The sequence below is a fragment of the Actinocatenispora sera genome (genome assembly GCF_018324685.1).
In the GTDB taxonomy this organism is placed as follows: domain Bacteria; phylum Actinomycetota; class Actinomycetes; order Mycobacteriales; family Micromonosporaceae; genus Actinocatenispora; species Actinocatenispora sera.
In genome coordinates this window covers 1,437,288-1,453,843 of sequence record NZ_AP023354.1, presented here as the reverse complement: position 1 = coordinate 1,453,843, position 16,556 = coordinate 1,437,288, and the positions used below count along the sequence as shown (strand labels likewise).

Annotated in this window: 17 protein-coding genes; 10 read left to right on the top strand and 7 right to left on the bottom strand. The window is 74.1% G+C overall.

All coding sequences use genetic code 11. The features are described 5' to 3' along the window. Positions 1–39: 39 nt before the first annotated feature. Together Asera_RS06855 and Asera_RS06850 are read left to right on the top strand one after the other, a co-directional pair. Positions 40–732 carry a histidine phosphatase family protein gene (locus Asera_RS06855; RefSeq protein WP_051802020.1) on the top strand — a complete coding sequence of 231 codons (693 nt, stop codon included), beginning with the start codon at positions 40–42 and terminating at the stop codon, positions 730–732. After that, positions 729–1,394: a class I SAM-dependent methyltransferase gene (locus Asera_RS06850; RefSeq protein WP_030445500.1), complete on the top strand. Its 666-nt coding sequence runs from the start codon at positions 729–731 to the stop codon at positions 1,392–1,394. Before Asera_RS06855 ends, Asera_RS06850 begins: the two co-directional genes overlap by 4 nt. A gap of 112 nt (positions 1,395–1,506) precedes the next feature. On the opposite strand, the gene Asera_RS06845 is transcribed toward Asera_RS06850, so the two are convergent. Together Asera_RS06845 and Asera_RS06840 are read right to left on the bottom strand one after the other, a co-directional pair. After that, positions 1,507–2,913, bottom strand: coding sequence for a sensor histidine kinase (locus Asera_RS06845; RefSeq protein ID WP_035295944.1), 1,407 nt, complete (start codon positions 2,911–2,913; stop codon positions 1,507–1,509). A gap of 72 nt (positions 2,914–2,985) precedes the next feature. Continuing rightward, positions 2,986–3,660, bottom strand: coding sequence for a response regulator transcription factor (locus Asera_RS06840; protein ID WP_030445498.1), 675 nt, complete (start codon positions 3,658–3,660; stop codon positions 2,986–2,988). A gap of 189 nt (positions 3,661–3,849) precedes the next feature. Between Asera_RS06840 and Asera_RS06835 the strand changes: the two genes are divergently transcribed. Further along, on the top strand, positions 3,850–4,986 hold the full coding sequence (locus Asera_RS06835; protein ID WP_030445497.1) for a LolA family protein: 1,137 nt from the start codon (positions 3,850–3,852) through the stop codon (positions 4,984–4,986). A 160-nt stretch (positions 4,987–5,146) separates the two neighbouring features. Here the strand turns inward: Asera_RS06835 and Asera_RS06830 are convergent, their stop codons facing one another. Beyond that, positions 5,147–5,596, bottom strand: a complete 450-nt coding sequence (locus tag Asera_RS06830; protein ID WP_030445496.1) for a MarR family winged helix-turn-helix transcriptional regulator — start codon at positions 5,594–5,596, stop codon at positions 5,147–5,149. Between the two features lie 154 nt (positions 5,597–5,750). Here Asera_RS06830 and Asera_RS06825 point away from each other — a divergent pair, with 154 nt between their 5' ends. After that, positions 5,751–6,122: a cupin domain-containing protein gene (locus tag Asera_RS06825; protein ID WP_030445495.1), complete on the top strand. Its 372-nt coding sequence runs from the start codon at positions 5,751–5,753 to the stop codon at positions 6,120–6,122. Here Asera_RS06825 and Asera_RS06820 read toward each other — a convergent pair. The 3 genes from Asera_RS06820 to Asera_RS06810 all read right to left on the bottom strand — a co-directional run bounded on the left by Asera_RS06820 (position 6,100) and on the right by Asera_RS06810 (position 8,330). Next, complete coding sequence (locus Asera_RS06820) at positions 6,100–7,119, bottom strand: helix-turn-helix domain-containing protein (RefSeq protein WP_051802019.1); 1,020 nt, start codon at positions 7,117–7,119, stop codon at positions 6,100–6,102. The two genes, Asera_RS06825 and Asera_RS06820, sit on opposite strands and share 23 nt — an antisense overlap. Positions 7,120–7,275: 156 nt before the next feature. After that, positions 7,276–7,620: a metallopeptidase family protein gene (locus tag Asera_RS06815; protein WP_030445493.1), complete on the bottom strand. Its 345-nt coding sequence runs from the start codon at positions 7,618–7,620 to the stop codon at positions 7,276–7,278. 278 nt (positions 7,621–7,898) lie between these two features. Beyond that, positions 7,899–8,330: an OsmC family protein gene (locus Asera_RS06810; protein ID WP_030445492.1), complete on the bottom strand. Its 432-nt coding sequence runs from the start codon at positions 8,328–8,330 to the stop codon at positions 7,899–7,901. Between the two features lie 200 nt (positions 8,331–8,530). Here Asera_RS06810 and serS point away from each other — a divergent pair, with 200 nt between their 5' ends. The 5 genes from serS to Asera_RS06785 all read left to right on the top strand — a co-directional run bounded on the left by serS (position 8,531) and on the right by Asera_RS06785 (position 14,474). Continuing rightward, complete coding sequence (gene serS, locus Asera_RS06805) at positions 8,531–9,790, top strand: serine--tRNA ligase (RefSeq protein ID WP_030445491.1); 1,260 nt, start codon at positions 8,531–8,533, stop codon at positions 9,788–9,790. A gap of 202 nt (positions 9,791–9,992) precedes the next feature. Continuing rightward, complete coding sequence (locus tag Asera_RS06800) at positions 9,993–10,766, top strand: HAD family hydrolase (RefSeq protein ID WP_051802043.1); 774 nt, start codon at positions 9,993–9,995, stop codon at positions 10,764–10,766. Positions 10,767–10,983: 217 nt separating this feature from the next. Continuing rightward, positions 10,984–11,823, top strand: coding sequence for a fumarylacetoacetate hydrolase family protein (locus Asera_RS06795; protein ID WP_030445489.1), 840 nt, complete (start codon positions 10,984–10,986; stop codon positions 11,821–11,823). Positions 11,824–11,895: 72 nt separating this feature from the next. Then, entirely contained in the window at positions 11,896–13,578 is a 1,683-nt protein-coding gene (locus Asera_RS06790) for an Hsp70 family protein (RefSeq protein ID WP_051802018.1), read from the top strand. A gap of 92 nt (positions 13,579–13,670) precedes the next feature. Next, positions 13,671–14,474, top strand: a complete 804-nt coding sequence (locus tag Asera_RS06785) for a Cof-type HAD-IIB family hydrolase (RefSeq protein WP_342344411.1) — start codon at positions 13,671–13,673, stop codon at positions 14,472–14,474. A 161-nt stretch (positions 14,475–14,635) separates the two neighbouring features. Here the strand turns inward: Asera_RS06785 and Asera_RS06780 are convergent, their stop codons facing one another. Continuing rightward, entirely contained in the window at positions 14,636–15,223 is a 588-nt protein-coding gene (locus Asera_RS06780) for a bacterial proteasome activator family protein (protein WP_030445486.1), read from the bottom strand. Between the two features lie 454 nt (positions 15,224–15,677). Here Asera_RS06780 and Asera_RS06775 point away from each other — a divergent pair, with 454 nt between their 5' ends. Then, on the top strand, positions 15,678–16,520 hold the full coding sequence (locus Asera_RS06775; RefSeq protein WP_030445485.1) for an alpha/beta hydrolase: 843 nt from the start codon (positions 15,678–15,680) through the stop codon (positions 16,518–16,520). The last annotated feature ends 36 nt before the right edge of the window (positions 16,521–16,556 follow it).

Here is a 16,556-nt window from a genome sequence, read left to right as displayed (position 1 = left end):
AGGCGCCCTGATCAGCCTCCCGCGGGGCGGTGGGGCGCGGTGAGCCGGCGGATCGTGCTGGTGCGGCACGGGCAGAGCACCGCGAACGTGGACCACTCGCTGACCTGCGCGATCCCCGGCGTACCGCTGTCGCCGCTGGGCGAACGGCAGGTGGTCCGGCTGGCCGCGGACTGGCCGGCGGAGTACGCACCGGACACGGTGTGGTCGTCGCCGATGGCGCGGGCGATGCGGACCGCCGAGCCGATCGCCGCGCGGTACCGGCTGCCGGTGCGGGTGCATCCGGCCGGCCACGAGGCGCTGATCGGGACGTTGCACGGCAGTACCGACCCGGCCGACGCGGCGCTGGTGGCGACGACGTTCGCGCGCTGGCGGGACGATCCGACGCCGCGGCTGCCCGGCGGGGAGGACGGCACCGACCTGGTCCGCCGGCTGCGTACGGTGCTTCTCGACGTGCTCGCGGACCTGCCGGCCGGCGGCACCGCGGTACTGGTCGGGCACGGCACGCTGTTCGCGGTCGCCGTGCCCCGGCTCGCGGCCGGGCTGTCCCGGCACGTACCGGAGCTGCCGAACGCCGGGCGCGCGGTCCTGGAAGCGCCGGACACCGGTACCGCCGGGCTGAGCGCGGCACGTTCCGAAGCGCCGGCAGCCGACGACACGATGGACTCCGAACGGCCGCTGCGGGTGCTGTGCTGGGCGGGCGACCGGCGAGACGAGCGAGAGGGACGGGCATGACCGACGATGGGCAGCGCGGGTACGCGCGGAAGCTGGCGGCCGAGGCGGTCGCGGCCGGCGACGACACCGGCTGGTTCGAGCGGCTGTACGCGGCGGCCGAGTCCGGCACCGCGGTCGTGCCGTGGGCCGACCTGGAACCCAACCCGCTGCTGGTCGACTGGTCCGCGGCACACTCCGGGCACGAGGGCCGGGCGCTGGTGGTGGGCTGCGGCCTCGGCGACGACGCCGAACATCTCGCCGCCCTCGGGTACGACACGGTCGCGTTCGACGTGGCACCGAGCGCCGTGCGGGCGGCCCGGGAACGGTTCGCCGGCTCGCCGGTGCGCTACCGGGTGGCGGACCTGCTCGACCCGCCGGCCGACCTGCTCGGCACGTTCGACCTGGTCTTCGAGGCGTACACGGTGCAGACCCTGCAGGGCGCGGCCCGCCGCCGGGCCACCGCCCGGTTCGCCGAGCTGCTGCGGCCCGGCGGCCGGCTGCTGGTGATCGCGCGGGCCCGGGACGACGACGATCCGGTCGGCCGGATGCCGTGGCCGCTGACCCGTACCGAGATCGAGGCGTTCGCGGTCGACGGCCTGCGACCGGCGCTGATCGAGGATCTCGCGGACACCAGCGAGGACCCGCCGGTCCGCCGCTGGCGCGCCGAGTTCGTCCGGCGCTGAGACCGCCCGCCGCTCGGGCCGCGCCGCGGGAGACATGCGCCGGATCCGCGAGGCACGCGTCGCGGGCTCGGTCGGGCGGTCGGTGCCTGGCGGAACCTCGGCGCAATGCCTGTCAGGGGGTTTCCGGGAGGAGCGGGAGGCGGACCTCGGCGCGCAGTCCCGGCCCGCCGGTGCCGCCGACGTTGCGGTCCCGGTGGTGCGCGGCGGTCAGCGTGACGGCGCCGTGATGCGCGGCGACCAGCTCGGCGACGATGGCCAGGCCGAGACCGGAGCCGCCCTCGTCCCGGGCCCGCCCGTCGTCGAGCCGGGTGAACCGGTCGAACACCCGGTCCCGGTCGGCCGGCGGGATGCCCGGACCGTCGTCGGTGACCACCACGACCGCCTCGTCGCCCTGCACCGACACCGACGCGACCACCTCGGTCTCGGCGTGGCGTACCGCGTTGTCGAACAGGTTGCCGACCACCCGGGCCAGCGCGGCCGGATCGCCGTGCACCTCCGCCGGCACGTCGAGGAGGGCGGTGACCGGGACCCGGGCCGTCTCGTACCGGTCGGCGACGTCGGTGACCAGCGCGGCCAGGTCGACCCGTTCGGCCCGCCGGGCCATCCGGGCGGCCGCCTCGTCCGAGTCGGCGGACCGGGCGAGCAGCAGCAGGTCCTCGGTCAGCCGGGACAGCCGTTCGGTGTCGACCAGCAGGTCGCCCGCGACGTCCGGCCAGTCGGCCCGGTCGCCCAGCCGCTGTGCGACCTCGAGCTGGGTACGGATGCTCGCGACCGGGCTGCGCAGCTCGTGCGCGGCGTCCGCGACGAACGCGCGTTGCCGCTGCTGGCTCGCGGTCAGCCGGGACAGCATCCCGTTCAGGGTGGTGGCCAGGCGCGCCACCTCGTCACCGGTGGCCGGCACCGGCAGCCGGCTCGCGGGAGACCCCGCGTTGGCGATCTCCTCCGCGCCGCGGCGCAGCGCCTCCACCGGGCGCAGCGTCCACCCGACGGCCCGCCACGCCACCAGCCCCAGCACCGCCACCAGCGCCGGGAACGCCACCAGCAGCACGTTGCGGACCAGCCCGACGCTCTGCGTCAGCTCGCTTCTCGACACGGCCACCAGCACCGTCTCGTCGCCGGCCGGTACCGCGACCACCCGCAGCGGGGTGGCCAGCCCGGCCCGGTCACCCGGCACGTCGAAGCGCTGCCCGCCCCGCGCAGCCCCGATCTCGTCGGCGTGCAGCACCGGTACCAGCCGGTCGGCGCCGGCGGAGGTGGCGACGATGCGGTCGGACCGGTCGACCACCTGGATGGTGGCGACCCGCTCGCCGGCCGGGATCGGGTCCGGCAGCTTGCCCGCCCGGACCAGCGCGGCGACCTCGCGGCCGCTGTCGCGCGCGCTGTTGTCCAGCGCCCGGGACAGCGTCGCCTGCAGCGCGAAGACCAGCAGCGCGCCGCCCAGGGTGAGCCCGATCGCGAGGCCCGCGACCGCGATCAGGGTCAGCCGGCCGCGCAGGCCGAGCCGGGACCACCACCGCATCGCTGCCCTCCGCCGCTCATCGTCCGGCCGTCGTACCGCGCCGGCCGAGGCGCCCCGCAGTCGGCGCGCCGGTCACTGGTCGGCCACCAGACGGTAGCCGGCACCCCGGACGGTACGCAGCGACGACCGGCCGAACGGGGTGTCGATCTTGCGGCGCAGGTAGCCGACGTACACCTCGACCACGTTCGGGTCGGTGTCCTCCGGGGCGTCCCAGACGTGGTCCAGCAGCTCGATCTTGGGCACCACCGCCTCGCCGCGACGCATCAGGTACTCCAGCAGCGCGAACTCGCGCGGGGTCAGCTCGATCGGCGTGCCGCCGCGGGACACCTCCTTGGTCGCCGGGTCCAGCGTCAGGTCACCGGCGGACAGCACCGCCGGCCGCTCCCGTACCCCGCGGCGCAGCAGCGCGCGGATGCGGGCCAGCAGCACGACGTACGAGAAGGGCTTGGTGAGGTAGTCGTCGGCGCCGGCGTCCAGCCCGTCGGACTGGTCGTACTCGCCGTCCTTGGCGGACAGCATCAGCACCGGCACCCAGTTCCGTTCGGCCCGCAGGGTCTGAATGATCTTGTACCCGTTGAGGCCGGGCAACATGATGTCCAGGATCACCGCGTCGTAGTCGCCGTGCCGGGCCGCGTCGAGCCCACCCGGCCCGTCGTGCTGCACGTCGACGGTGAACCCCTCCGCGGACAGCCCGCGCGCCAGCGCGGCGGCGAGCCGTACCTCGTCCTCGACCACCAGCAGCCGCATCGTGCCTCCCGTACCTGTGGGACACCCATGGTTGCGCATGGTGGCTGAGAGCTGCTCAGCTCCGCTCAGGTTGCTCACAGTGCGTCCGGGGCATTCTGGGAACCGGTCGGCATGGGGACGGTCGACCGGACGGTTCGTGAAGGGTCGGGGCGGACGGCGTGTCCGCCAGGGCCGGTGAAGGGGGTAGGCATGTCGGTGTTTGCACGACCGGCGGTGCGCTGGGCGATTCCGGCGGTCGCGCTGGTCGCCGTGATCGGCGCCGCGGGCGCGGGCAAGATGCTCGTCGCCAACGCGTCGTCCGGGCTGCCGGAGCGCAGCCCGCAGCAGTTGCTGATGGACGTGGCGCAGGCCCGCGTGGACAGCCTGTCCGGCACGATCGTGCAGAAGTCGGACCTGGGCCTGCCGAAGCTGCCCGAGCTGGACGGCACCGACCTGAACGCGATGGTCACCGGCAGCCACACCGCCAAGGTCTGGTACGACGGGCCGCAGCACGCGCGGCTTTCGGTGCAGGGCACCGGGGTCGACGAGAGCGACGCGATCCGCAACGGCAAGGACGTCTGGCTCTACGACAGCGCGAAGAAGTCGGCGACGCACCGCACACTGTCCGCCGACTCGGCGAAGCGGCCGTCCGCGGCCCCGTCGGTGCTGCCGTCGACCGGCCCGAGTTCGCTGTCCGGTGGCGTGACGCAGCTGCTCACCCAGCTGGCGCCGAGCACCAACATCGGCACCGACGGCACCGCCAAGGTGGCCGGCCGCAAGGCGTACGAGCTGGTCATCTCGCCGAAGCAGCACGACTCGCGGGTGGAGCAGATCCGGATCGCGATCGACGGCGACAAGCACATCCCGCTGCGGGTGCAGATCTTCGCCCGCGGCTCGGCGGATCCGGCGTTCGAGGCCGGGTTCACCTCGGTGTCGTTCGCCAAGCCGGACGCGTCGGAGTTCCGGTTCAACCCGCCGGCCGGCACGAAGGTGACCGAGGCGAAGCCGGGCAGCTCGGACCACAGCAAGGTGGCGCCGAAGGACCGCGACCACCGGCAGGGCAAGAAGGGCGACGAGCCGCAGATCGTCGGTACCGGCTGGACCTCGGTGGTGGTCGCCAAGGGCGTCGACACGACGGTGCCGGCCGGTAAGACCGCCGAGCAGAAGAAGGCGTCGGCGGCGGCGACGAAGTTCCTCGACTCGCTGCCGAAGGTGCACGGCTCCTGGGGTTCGGGCCGGCTGGTCGAGACCAAGCTGTTCTCGGTGCTGATCACCGACGACGGCCGGGTGCTGGCCGGCGCGGTTGCCCCGGCACAGCTCTACCAGGCGGCCGCGCAGACGAAGTAGCGACTGCCCGGCCGGTGGGAGCCGTCTCCCACCGGCCGGCAGGCGTCACCACACGGGGAAGAGGGCGCGCCGACCCGACTGGTCCGGGTCGGCGCGCCTTGCTGTCCAGAGGCTGCCCACAGTGTCACCCACGGTGTTGTCCACAGTGGACAGTGCGTGGTCACCAGGCCGGGCGGATGCCGTCCGGTGCGTCCGCGACGTACGCGGCGAGTGCGGTCCGGGCGGCGTCCAGCTGCTCCGGGCCGACCAACGTGGCCCAGCGCCGCTCCACCCCGTCCCAGTAGGCGACGACCCGCTCGATGCAGTCCCAGCCCCGCTCGGTCAGCCGCAGGACGCGTGCCCGCCGGTCGCTCGGGTGCGGCTCGCGCGTCACGTATCCCCGCCGTACCAGCTCGTCGACGAGCTGCCCGCCGGCCTGCTTGGTGACCCCCAGGTACGTGCCGAGCTCGACCGAGGTGGCCGCCGGATGGTTCGACAGGTACAGGAAGACGAAGCCGTGCGCCGGCCGGACGCCGGGGTGCCCGGCCGACGCCAGGTGCTCGGTCAACCCGGCCATCGTCACCTGGTACGCCGTGGCCAGCAGCACCGCCAGCGCACCGCGGCCGCTCATCGCCGCACTCCGCGGCGCGCGCACGAACGCGCAGCACCCATGATCCGTACGCTCCCGCCCTCGTTCATGCCCCCAGCCTGCCTTGCGCTCCGATGGTCAAGCTGCTTTACTACTTCTAGATGGACAAGCAACTTGACTATACGGAGGCCATCCCGTGCCCGCACTCAGCTACGCCGACGCACCGACCGTCGAGGCACACGGCATCAGCGCCCGACCGATGGCGGTGCCCAGCCGTGGCAGCACCGAACTCGCCATCTGGTACCTGACGGTGCCGCCGCACTCCGACCCGCAGCAGCACAGCGTCGACCGGGAGGAGGTGTTCGTCGTTCGGTCCGGCGTGCTGAGCGGCCACATCGACGGCGCGGCGGTCGCCGCCGGCCCGGGCGACGCGCTGCTGGTACCGCCGGGGGTGGAGTTCGCCGTCGGCAACAGCGGCGACGAGCCGGCGGTGGCGCTGGTCTGCACGTCCGCCGGGGTCACCGCCACGGTGCAGGGCGCGCCGGTCACTCCGCCCTGGTCGCGCTGACCGGGTCCCGGTCCGCGGCGCCGTCGAGCAACGCCTGTCCCAACGGGGTACGCAGGTGCCAGACGGCGGCGCCGTGCCGGATCCGGTCCAGCAGACCCGCCGCGGCGAGCGTGGCGGCGTGCCGGCTGACCGACGACGGCGCGATGCCCAACCGGATCGCGAGCTGGCTCGTCGTCACGCCGGCCTCGGCGACCCGCAACAGCTCGGCCCGGGTCGCGCCCAGCAACGTCGCGAGCGACCCGGACGAGCGGCGGACGGTCTCCGCCCACAGCAGGCCGCGGTCGATCGGGTAGAGCAGCGTCGGCGACAGCGACGCGTCGGCAAGCGAGATCATCTTGCGGAAGCAGAAGAACGACGGCACCAGCGTCAGGCCACGACCGTCCAGCACCAGATCGCGCGTCTCCGGGTAGTCGACCTCCAGCACCGGCGGCCGCCACCGCGCCAACGGCGACAACCCGGCGAGCAGCGCCTCCAGACCGCCGGTGGCCAGGGCGTGCGCCCGTACCGCAAGGTCGGCGGCAACGGCCCGGTCGAGCACCGGGCGGTACGGCGCGATCAGCTCGGCGTCCCAGCGACGGAACGCCGTGGCGACCGCGCCGAGCAGCTCGGCGTCGCCGTCGGCCAGGCCCCGGATCGCCACCGGCACCGGCGCGGTCCGCGACATCTGCGCGAGCTCGCCGGACAGTCGCCGGCGCGGCGTCGACCGCAACGCATCCAGCCCCGCGTCGAGCCCGTGGAGCCCGGCGGCCGGGGTGAGGAAGTCGGGAAAGTAGACGCCCGTCGGCAGCAGTGCGGACAGCAGCGACAACTGCCGCCGGTGCTCCTGCCACCCTGCCCGCCGGGTCTGCACCTGCCGGAACCACGGCCGGAACGGCAGCACGCTGCCTTCCCGGAGCCGGAACCGGCTCAGCACGATCTCCCACATCGGGTCGGCGCCCCTGGCCAGCCGCGTGCGCGCCAGATCCTCCATCGTGAAGTGGATGCGCAGCGTTCCCATTCGAACACCCCGAGCCCCGTGTGTGTGCGTACGCGGCAAGCGTAGTGCCGCTGCCCCACGACGCGTGGATTGTCGGGTCCACGGCGCGACACGTACCGTCCGGGCGGAATGCTGCCCGCACCGTGCCGACCCCAGCGGTTCGGGTCCCCGCGGTCGTCAGCCCCAGCCGAGCTGGTGCAGGCGCGCGTCGTCGATGCCGAAGTGGTGCGCGATCTCGTGCACCACGGTGACCGTGACCTCGTGCGCCACCTGGGCCTCGGTGTCGCAGATCGACAGGATCGGGTTGCGGAAGATGGTGATGCGGTCCGGCAGCACCGCGCCGTAGTCGGCGCCGCGCTCGGTCAACGCGTACCCCTCGTAGACGCCGAGGAGCCGCTGGCCGTCCGGCGAGTCGTCCTCGACCAGGATCACCACGTTGCTCAGCAGCTTCAGCAGCTGCTCCGGCACGCTGTCCAGCGCGTCGGCGACCAGCTCCTCGAACCGCTCCCGCGACATCGTCACCGCCATCACCCGATTCTCCGCCCGGTCCGGTACGGGCGGGTCGCGCGCCGGCTGGTCCGAAGCGCCCCGCGGTGCCTTGTTGCGGCCGCCGGTCCATGCTGGACTGGGTCGATGGCGGCCGGTAGCGGGACGACGCTGCGCCGGCCCGAGGGCACGTACGAGTACTGGCAGGGCGGCACACCAGCGTCGGTGGGTGCCCGGCCGACCGCGGCGGCGCGGTGACGAGGCGGCACGAAGCCCGACCGCGCGGCGGCCGGGCTTCGTTCACCGTGACCGGGTCAGGACGAGAACTGGGTGTCCAGGGTGATCGTGGTGCCGGTGAGGGCGCGGGAGACCGGGCAGCCGGCCTTGGCCTTCTCCGCGTACTCGGCGAACTGCTCGGCGGTGATCCCCGGCACCGTGCCGACGGTGTGCAGCGCGATCGAGGTGATCGTCGGCTGGCCGTCCTCGGGCCGGATGGTCACCTCGGCGGTGGTCTGCACCGCGGTGGGCGGGTGGTTGTCGGTGGCGAGCATGTTCGACAGCGCCATCGAGAAGCACGCGGCGTGCGCGGCGCCGATCAGCTCCTCCGGGTTCGTCCCGCCGGAACCGTCGCCGAACCGCGACTTGTACGAGTAGTCGCCCTCGTACGCACCGCTGCCCAGCGCGACGCGACCCGCGCCGTCCTGCAACCCGCCCCGCCACTCGGCAGAAGCCTTCCGTACCGGCATGCCATGACCTCCCTGCATCAGTCGGACACCCCGACGCTAGCGCGCAAACTTCCCGCCGGGCATCGATCGGCCACACGGACCGCGATGCCTCAGCAGCGATCCCGCCCGACCTGGTACGCGCGCCGCAGCACCGGCGGTGTCCCGGGGCGCGGGCGCATATCGGCTCGAGCGCGGCGGACCCTGCCAGGTAGGCTCGCGGCGTGATTGACCTGCGACTGTTGCGTGACGATCCGGACGTGGTGCGAGCGAGCCAGCGGGCTCGGGGCGAGTCCGAGTCGTCCGTCGACGCCCTGCTCGGCGCCGACGAGCAGCACCGCGCCGCGCTGGTCCGGTTCGAGAAGCTCCGGGCCGAGCAGAAGGGCCTGGGCAAGCAGGTCGCGCGGGCGCAGGGTGACGAGAAGCAGCAGCTGCTGGCGCGCACGAAGGAGCTGGCGGCCGAGGTCAAGGCGGCCGACGGCGCGGTCACCGAGGCCGCCGAGGCGCTGCGCGCCGCGCACCTCGCGGTGCCCAACATCGTCGTCGACGGTGTGCCCGCCGGCGGTGAGGACGACTTCGTCACGCTCAAGGAGGTGGGCGAGAAGCCCGACCTGCCGACCGTGCGCGACCACCTGGAGCTGGGCGAGCTGCTCGATGCGATCGACATGGAGCGCGGCGCGAAGGTGTCCGGCGCCCGGTTCTACTTCCTGCGCGGGGTCGGCGCGTTGCTGCAGCTCGCGCTGTTCCAGTGCGCGCTGGCGCAGGCGGTGGAGTACGGGCTGACGCCGATGATCACGCCGTCGCTGGTGAAACCGGGGACGATGGAGGGCACCGGTTTCCTCGGCGCGCACGCCAGCGAGGTCTACCGGCTGGAGGCCGACGACCTCTACCTGGTGGGCACCAGCGAGGTGCCGCTCGCGGCGTACCACAGCAACGAGATCATCGATCTGGCCGAGCCGAAGCGGTACGCGGGCTGGTCGTCCTGCTACCGGCGGGAGGCCGGCAGCTACGGCAAGGACACCCGCGGCATCATCCGGGTGCACCAGTTCGACAAGATCGAGATGTTCTCGTACTGCCGGCCCGAGCAGGCGGCCGACGAGCACCTGCGGCTGCTGGCCTGGCAGGAGGAGATGCTCGGCAAGATCGAGGTGCCGTACCGGGTGATCGACACCGCGGCGGGCGACCTCGGCAGCAGCGCGGCCCGCAAGTACGACATCGAGGGCTGGGTGCCGAGCCAGCAGCGTTACCGCGAGCTGACGTCGACGTCGAACTGCACCACGTTCCAGGCCCGCCGGCTCGGCGTCCGGTACCGGGGTGACGACGGCAAGCCGCAGGTCGCGGCGACGCTGAACGGCACGCTGGCCACGACCCGGTGGCTCGTCGCGATCCTGGAGAACCACCAGCAACCGGACGGTTCGGTGCGGGTGCCGAAGGCGCTCCAGTCGTACCTCGGTCGCGACGTGCTGACCCCGGTGCGCCCCTGACCCCTGTTGATCATGGGATTCGCCACGCGTTGATGCCGCCCGGTGAAACCCTTTCGTGACGCCTGGCCCACGGTCGACGTCGGCGATGCGCCGGGCGGGGCGCAGGGGGCGATCTATCCTTGATCGCCCGGGGCGGGGACGGCCCGGGCCACGGTGAGAGGTGTGTGTGCGCAGTTCACTCCCGAAGCTGGTCGCCACCGACATGGACGGCACCCTGGTGCGCTCCGACGGTACGGTCAGCGACCGGTCGCACGAGGTGCTCGCGCGGCTGCGTGCCAACGGCGTCGTCCTGGTGGGCGCGACCGGTCGGGGCCCCCGGCTGATCGAGCTGACCATGCGCGATCTCGGCCCGGCCGACTACCTGGTGCTCGCCCAGGGCGCGCACATCTACGACATCGGCGGCCCGCTGCCGGTGCTGCTGCATGCGATGACGGTGCCGGGTGCGTCGATCGCGCGGGCGGTCGCGCTGGTGGAGGCCGAGATCGGGCCGGTGCAGCTGGCCGTCGAGGCCGGCACCGCGGTCAACTCTCCACTGTGGACGGACGTGGGCTTCGCCTGGCCGTACCCGGAGCCGACCGAGACCCGGCCGCGGGCCGAGACGCTGCACGGTCCGCTGGTCAAGGCGTTCCTGATGGCCGAGACGATGAGCCTGGACGATCTGCTCGCGGTCTGCCGGCGGGTGATCCCGCCGCAGCTGTGCGAGGCCTCCTCGTCCGGCGGGATGGTCGAGCTGGCGCCGCACGGCGCGACGAAGGCGACCGGCCTGGCGTTCGTCACCGAGGCGCTCGGCATCGACCCCGGCGACGTGCTGGTGTTCGGTGACATGCCGAACGACGTGCCGATGTTCGCGTGGGCCGGGCACGGCGTCGCCGTCGCCGGCGCGCACCGCGAGGTGCTGGCGATCGCGGACGAGGTGACCGGCTCGGACGACGAGGACGGCGTCGCCACCTACCTGGAGCGCCTGCTCGACGGCTGACCGCCGGCGCCACCGCGGCCACCGGCACCCGCGGTCGGCCCGTTCGGGGTCGGGTTCCCTCCCGTCAGGCCAGATTCCCGCGCCGGCCCGGTGACCTCCAGCCCGGCGCACGAATCATCGGATCTCTGGGCTTGCGTCGTGCAGGGTGGCGCCGCGACCATGACGGCGGGCGGCGCGCACCCCGCGTACCGTCGGGGCGCCGCGGAGGGAGCACCAGATGCAGGTCGTACGGTTCAGCAACCCGCAGTCCGGCCAGCCGGAGGTCGGCGTAGGGGACGGGGACACGGTCACCACGCTGCCCGGCGTGACGATCGCCGACCTGCTCGCCCGCGGCGCCGACGGCTTCGCCGCCGCGGTCACCGACCCGTCCGGCCCGACCCACCCGGCAGACCAGCTCGCCTACCTGCCGCCGGTCGACGGCCGTACCGAGGTGTGGGCCGCCGGCGTCACCTACCAGCGATCCCGCCAGGCCCGGGTCGAGGAGTCCGGCCAGGCCGACGTGTACGAGCTGGTGTACGAGGCGGACCGGCCCGAGCTGTTCTTCAAGGCGCCGGCCTGGCGGGTGGTCGGGCCGGACCAGCCGGTGCGGGTGCGCGCCGACTCCGGCAACGACGTACCCGAGCCGGAGCTGGCGCTGGTGCTGGACCACGCCGGCGCGCTCGTCGGGTACACCGTCGGCAACGACCTGACCTCGCGCGGCATCGAGGGGCAGAACCCGCTGTACCTGCCGCAGGCGAAGATCTGGCGCGGCTCGTGCGCGCTCGGCCCCGGCATCGTGCCCGTCGCCGCCCTGCCCGACGCCGGTGACCTCGGCATCCACCTGACCATCCGGCGCGACGGCGTCGAGGTGTTCGCCGGCGACGCCAACACCAAGCAGCTGCACCGTGGCCTGGACGAGCTCGCCGGCTGGCTGTACACCGAGCTGGACTTCCCGCAGGGCGCGGTGCTGCTCACCGGTACCTGCGTGGTGCCGGAACTGGCGTTCACGTTGCGGTCGGGCGACATCGTGGACATCACCGTGGACGGCGTCGGTACGCTCTCCAACCCGGTGGGCTGACCCGCTCGGTGGACAACCCCGGCGCGGGCAGTCGATCATGAACTCCGCCCCTCCCACCCCCGAGGAGACCGAGTGGCCGAGCCGCTCGCACTGTCCATCGACTTCGGCAGCTCCAACACCGTGGCGCTGCTGCGCGACGCCGGCGGGCGCAGCCGCACGCTGCTGTTCGACGGCTCGCCGCTGCTGCCGTCGGCGGTGTTCGCCGCGGCCGACGGCAGCCTGCTCGTCGGCCGGGACGCCGCCCACCTGTCCCGGGACGACCCGGCCCGGTTCGAGCCGCACCCGAAGCGGCGGATCGACGACGGGACGGTGTTGCTCGGCGACCGCGAGGTACCGGTGGTCGAGCTGGTCGCCGCGGTGCTGCGCCGGGTGGCGGACGAGGCGCGGCGGGTCGCCGGCGTCCTGCCCCCGACCGTACTGACACATCCGGTGGCGTGGGGCCCGGCGCGGCGGGGCGTGCTCACCGAGGCGGCGCGGCGCGCCGGCCTGCCGGTGTCCGGGCTGGTCGCCGAGCCGATCGCGGCCGCCTGCTACTTCACGACCGTGCTCGGCAGCCGGCTGGTCGCCGGGCAGGGGCTCGCGGTGTTCGACTTCGGCGGCGGCACGCTGGACGTCGCGGTGGTCCGGCCGGCCGGCGGCCGGCTGGTCGTCGCCGCCACCGGCGGGCTGGACACGGTCGGCGGCATCGACATCGACGCGGCGATCATCGGACACCTCGCCGGGCCGATCCAGCGGCAGGCACCCGACAAGTGGGCCCGGTTGTCCACTCCACGCTCCCCCGCCGACCTGCGCGACCGGGCGCTGATCTGGCAGGACGTCCGGGCCGCGAAGGAGATCCTGTCCCGGGCCAGCCAGGCCGGCGTGCACGTACCCGGCCTGCCGACCGCGACGCACCTGACCCGGGCCGAGTTCGAGGCGCTGGCGGCGCCGCTGGTGCAGGCCGCGGTCGCCGAGACCGCCGCGACGATCGGCCGGTCCGGTACGGGGGCGGCCGAGCTGGCGGGGGTGTTCCTGGTCGGCGGCTCCAGCCGGATCCCGCTCGTCGGGCAGGCGCTGCACCGGGCGCTGACCGTGGCCCCGACCGTACTGGAGCAGCCGGAGACGGCGGTCGCCGAGGGCGCGCTGCACTCGCCCGGTGCGCCGGCGCTGTCCCCGCGGGTCGCCCGGGCGATGGACCGGCTCGACCCGGGCATCACCGTGCCGCAGCCGGAGCCGGCGCCGGCCGTACCGGAACGGCGGCGGCGACGCTGGCTGCCGCCGGTGGCCGCTGCGGCGTTCCTGCTGGCCGCCGGTGCGACCGCGGTGATCCTGCAACCGTGGGAGAAGTTCGGCGCCAGCGCCGACCCGGGCGACAGCCCCAGCGCCGACCCGAACCGGGCCGCCGGCGGTGCGAAGACCCCGAGCCCCGGCCCGTCGGATCCGTGCCCGACCAACGAACAGGTGCAGCAGTCGGTGTCACCGGACACCAATGGCGGCGGCGGTACGACGGACGGCTCGAACGTCGCGGTGCACGGCGACGTCGTCTGCGCCGGCGGGTTCGCCGGCGTCCACGTGTTCGGGCAGAACGGCGGCCAGGCGACCGACCCGGCCGTGGTGGTACTCCAGTACAAGAACGGCAGGTGGATCCAGCTCGTGCTCGGTACCAGCATCTGCGAACCCGGCCCGGGCGGTGGGCAGCCGGACTGGACGAAGGGCCAGCGGGTACCGGACAAGGTGATGAAGTCCGTGGGTTGCGACCCGAAGTACTACAACTGACATCTCCGGCGACGCACCGGACATCGACCGGCGGCTATGGCCGTGGCCACAGCGAGCGGCGGCCGGGCGTGCCGACCGGCAAGATGGAGGGGATGACTCCTCCCGCACTGGTCGCGAGCGACCTCGACGGCACCCTGCTGCGTACCGACCGGACCGTGGGGGCGCGCACCCTCGCCGCGCTGCGCCGGCTGGGCGAGCGCGGCGTGCCGTTCGTGATGGTGACCGGGCGGCCGATCCGCTGGCTGGCCGAGGTGATCGCGCAGACCGGCACCCCGTCCGCGCTGACCGTCTGCTCCAACGGCGCGGTGATCTACGACGCCGCCGCCGACCGGGTCGTCGAGCACCGGCCGCTCGCGCCGGAGCTGCTCGCCGACGTCGTCGGCCGGCTCCAGGACAGCTACCCGGACATCGCGTTCGCCGCGGAGACCCACGACGGGCTTCGGCACGAGCGGCACTACCCGGTCGCGGAGGTCTCCCCCCGGGTCCGGCCCGGCGAGCTCGCCGAGCTGATCGCGGCGCCGGCGATCAAGCTGCTGGCCCGGCTCGACGGCGCACCCGACGCGGTGGCCGAGCAGATGGCGGCGAGCCTGTACGGCGTCGCCGAGGTGACCCGCTCCTCGCACGACTGCCTGATCGAGATCTCCGCCGCCGGCGTCACCAAGGCCACCGGCCTCGCCTGGGTCGCCCGGCGGTACGGGGTGGCGCCGGAGGACATCGTCGCGTTCGGTGACATGCCCAACGACCTGCCGATGTTCGGTTTCGTCGGGCACAGCGTGGCGATGTCCAACGCGGAACCGGCGGTACGAGCGGCCGCCGACGCCGTCACCGCGAGCAACGACGAGGACGGCCTCGCCGACTACCTCGATCGGCTGTTCGCGCCCGCCCCGATCGACTGACCCCCGACCCTCGGCGTCGAACAGCTCTCCGCAGCGAACCGACCCTCGCGGCGAGTTGATCAAGGGCTCGGAGAGTTGATCAAGGGATTCGGACGCGTCGTTGCTGGACGCTATGCACGAATCCCTTGATCAACGGCCGGAGGGGGTGCGGCGGCGGGGCGTCAGAGGTACTGGCCGGTGCGGTTGGGGGGCTCGGGGTGCTCGCCGCCGGGGACGCCGGGCATCATCATGCCGGCCTGGCCGGCGGGCAGCGCCGGACGCTGGCCGCCGCGGATCTGGTCGAGCTGCATCCGGGCCGCCATCTGCTGCGCCATCAGCGCCGCCTGAATGCCGTGGAACAGCCCCTCCAACCAGCCGACCAGCTGCGCCTGCGCGATCCGCAGCTCCGGCTCGGTCGGCGTCGCGTCGTCGTTGAACGGCAGCGACAGCCGGTCGAGCTCCTCCCGCAGCTCGGGCGCCAGCCCCTCCTCCAGCTCGACGATCGACCGGGCGTGGATCTCCTTGAGCCGCTGCCGGCCGGCCTCGTCCAGCGGCGCGGCCCGGACCTCCTCCAGCAGTTGCTTGATCATGCTGCCGATCCGCATCACCTTGGCCGGCTGCTCGATCTGGCTGGCCGGGTCCTTCGCCGCGTCCGCCTCGGCCGGGTCGACGTCGACGGCGCCGACCGGCCGACCGTCCGGCCCCACCACCAGCACGGTGCGGGACTCCGCCTGGTCGGACTGCTGCTGCTCGCGCGGTGTCTCGGTCATGCCTCCATCCTGACGCACGACCCGCGCCATCCGCGAACCCGGCCCTGGCGGGTGTCTTCATGATCGGGGTGCAGCTCCCTGCCAGGGGCCGCGACCGGCTGCGCCGCCGCCGGGGTGGGCGGTTCGCGGCCAGGCTCCGGGTGCGTGGGCTCGCGACCTGGCGCCGAGTGGGTGGGCTCGCGGCCAGGCGCCGGGTGGGTGGCCCGCGGCCGGCGCCGGGTGCGTGGGCTCGCGGCCCGGCGCCGGGTGGGTGGGCTCGCGACCCGGCGCCGGGTGCGTGGGCTCGCGGCCCGGCGCCGGGTGGGTGGGCTCGCGACCCGGCGCCGGGTGGGTGGGCTCGCGACCCGGCGCCGGGCAAACGGGCCCGGCGCAGCCGGGTGGGCGCTACGAAGACATCCCTGGCAGCCGGGACGTGATATGACCTACCCGGCGGTACGGATCCGGGAGGGCGGCGATGGCCGAGCAACGGGACATACTGTCACGTCCCGGCCCGCAACCGGACGTGACGATGCGGTACGGGGAGCTGCCCGACCAGGTGGTCGACGGCTGGCTGCCGGCGCGCGGGGCCGGGCAACTCGTGCTCGTGCTGCACGGCGGGTACTGGCGGCACGACGTCGACCGCGGCTACCTGGCGTCGCTTGCCGCCGATTTCGCCAGGCGGGGCTATGCGGTCGCCTGCCCGGAGTACCGGCGAACCGGCGACGGCGGCGGCTGGCCCGCCACGTTCACCGACGTCGCCGCGGCGCTGGACGCCACGCCGGCGCTGCTCGCCGCCGCCGCGCCGGGCCGTGTCGAGCCGGGCCCGGCCGTGTACGCGGGGCACTCGGCCGGCGGTCACCTGGCGCTGTGGGGGGCGCTGCGGCACCGCTTGCCGCCCGGCGCGCCCGGCCGCCGGGACACCGCCCCGCCGGTACGCGGGGTGCTGGGGCTGGCGCCGGTCTGCGACCTGGCCGAGACGTACCGGCGCGGCCTCGACCTCGGTGCCGCCGGCGCGCTGATGGGCGGCGGTCCAGGCAAGCATCCGGACCGGTACGCCGCGGCCGATCCGGCAGCACTGCCGGCCCCGGAGGTACCGACGGTGCTGCTGCAGGGACCGAGCGACGGCCGGGTGCCGATCGTGCTGACCCGGGACTACGCCGGCCGGCACGGGCTGCGGCTGATCGAGCTGGACGGCGCGGACCATTTCGCCGTGGTCGATCCGGCCGCGCCGGCCTGGCCCCGGGTACTGACGGCGCTCACCAGCCTGGCCCGCCCCGGCAACGACCGGCCCGCCTCCCGCACCGAAACCCCAGCCTGACGACCCGCCCGACCGCACCAGCACACCCCGCACGTC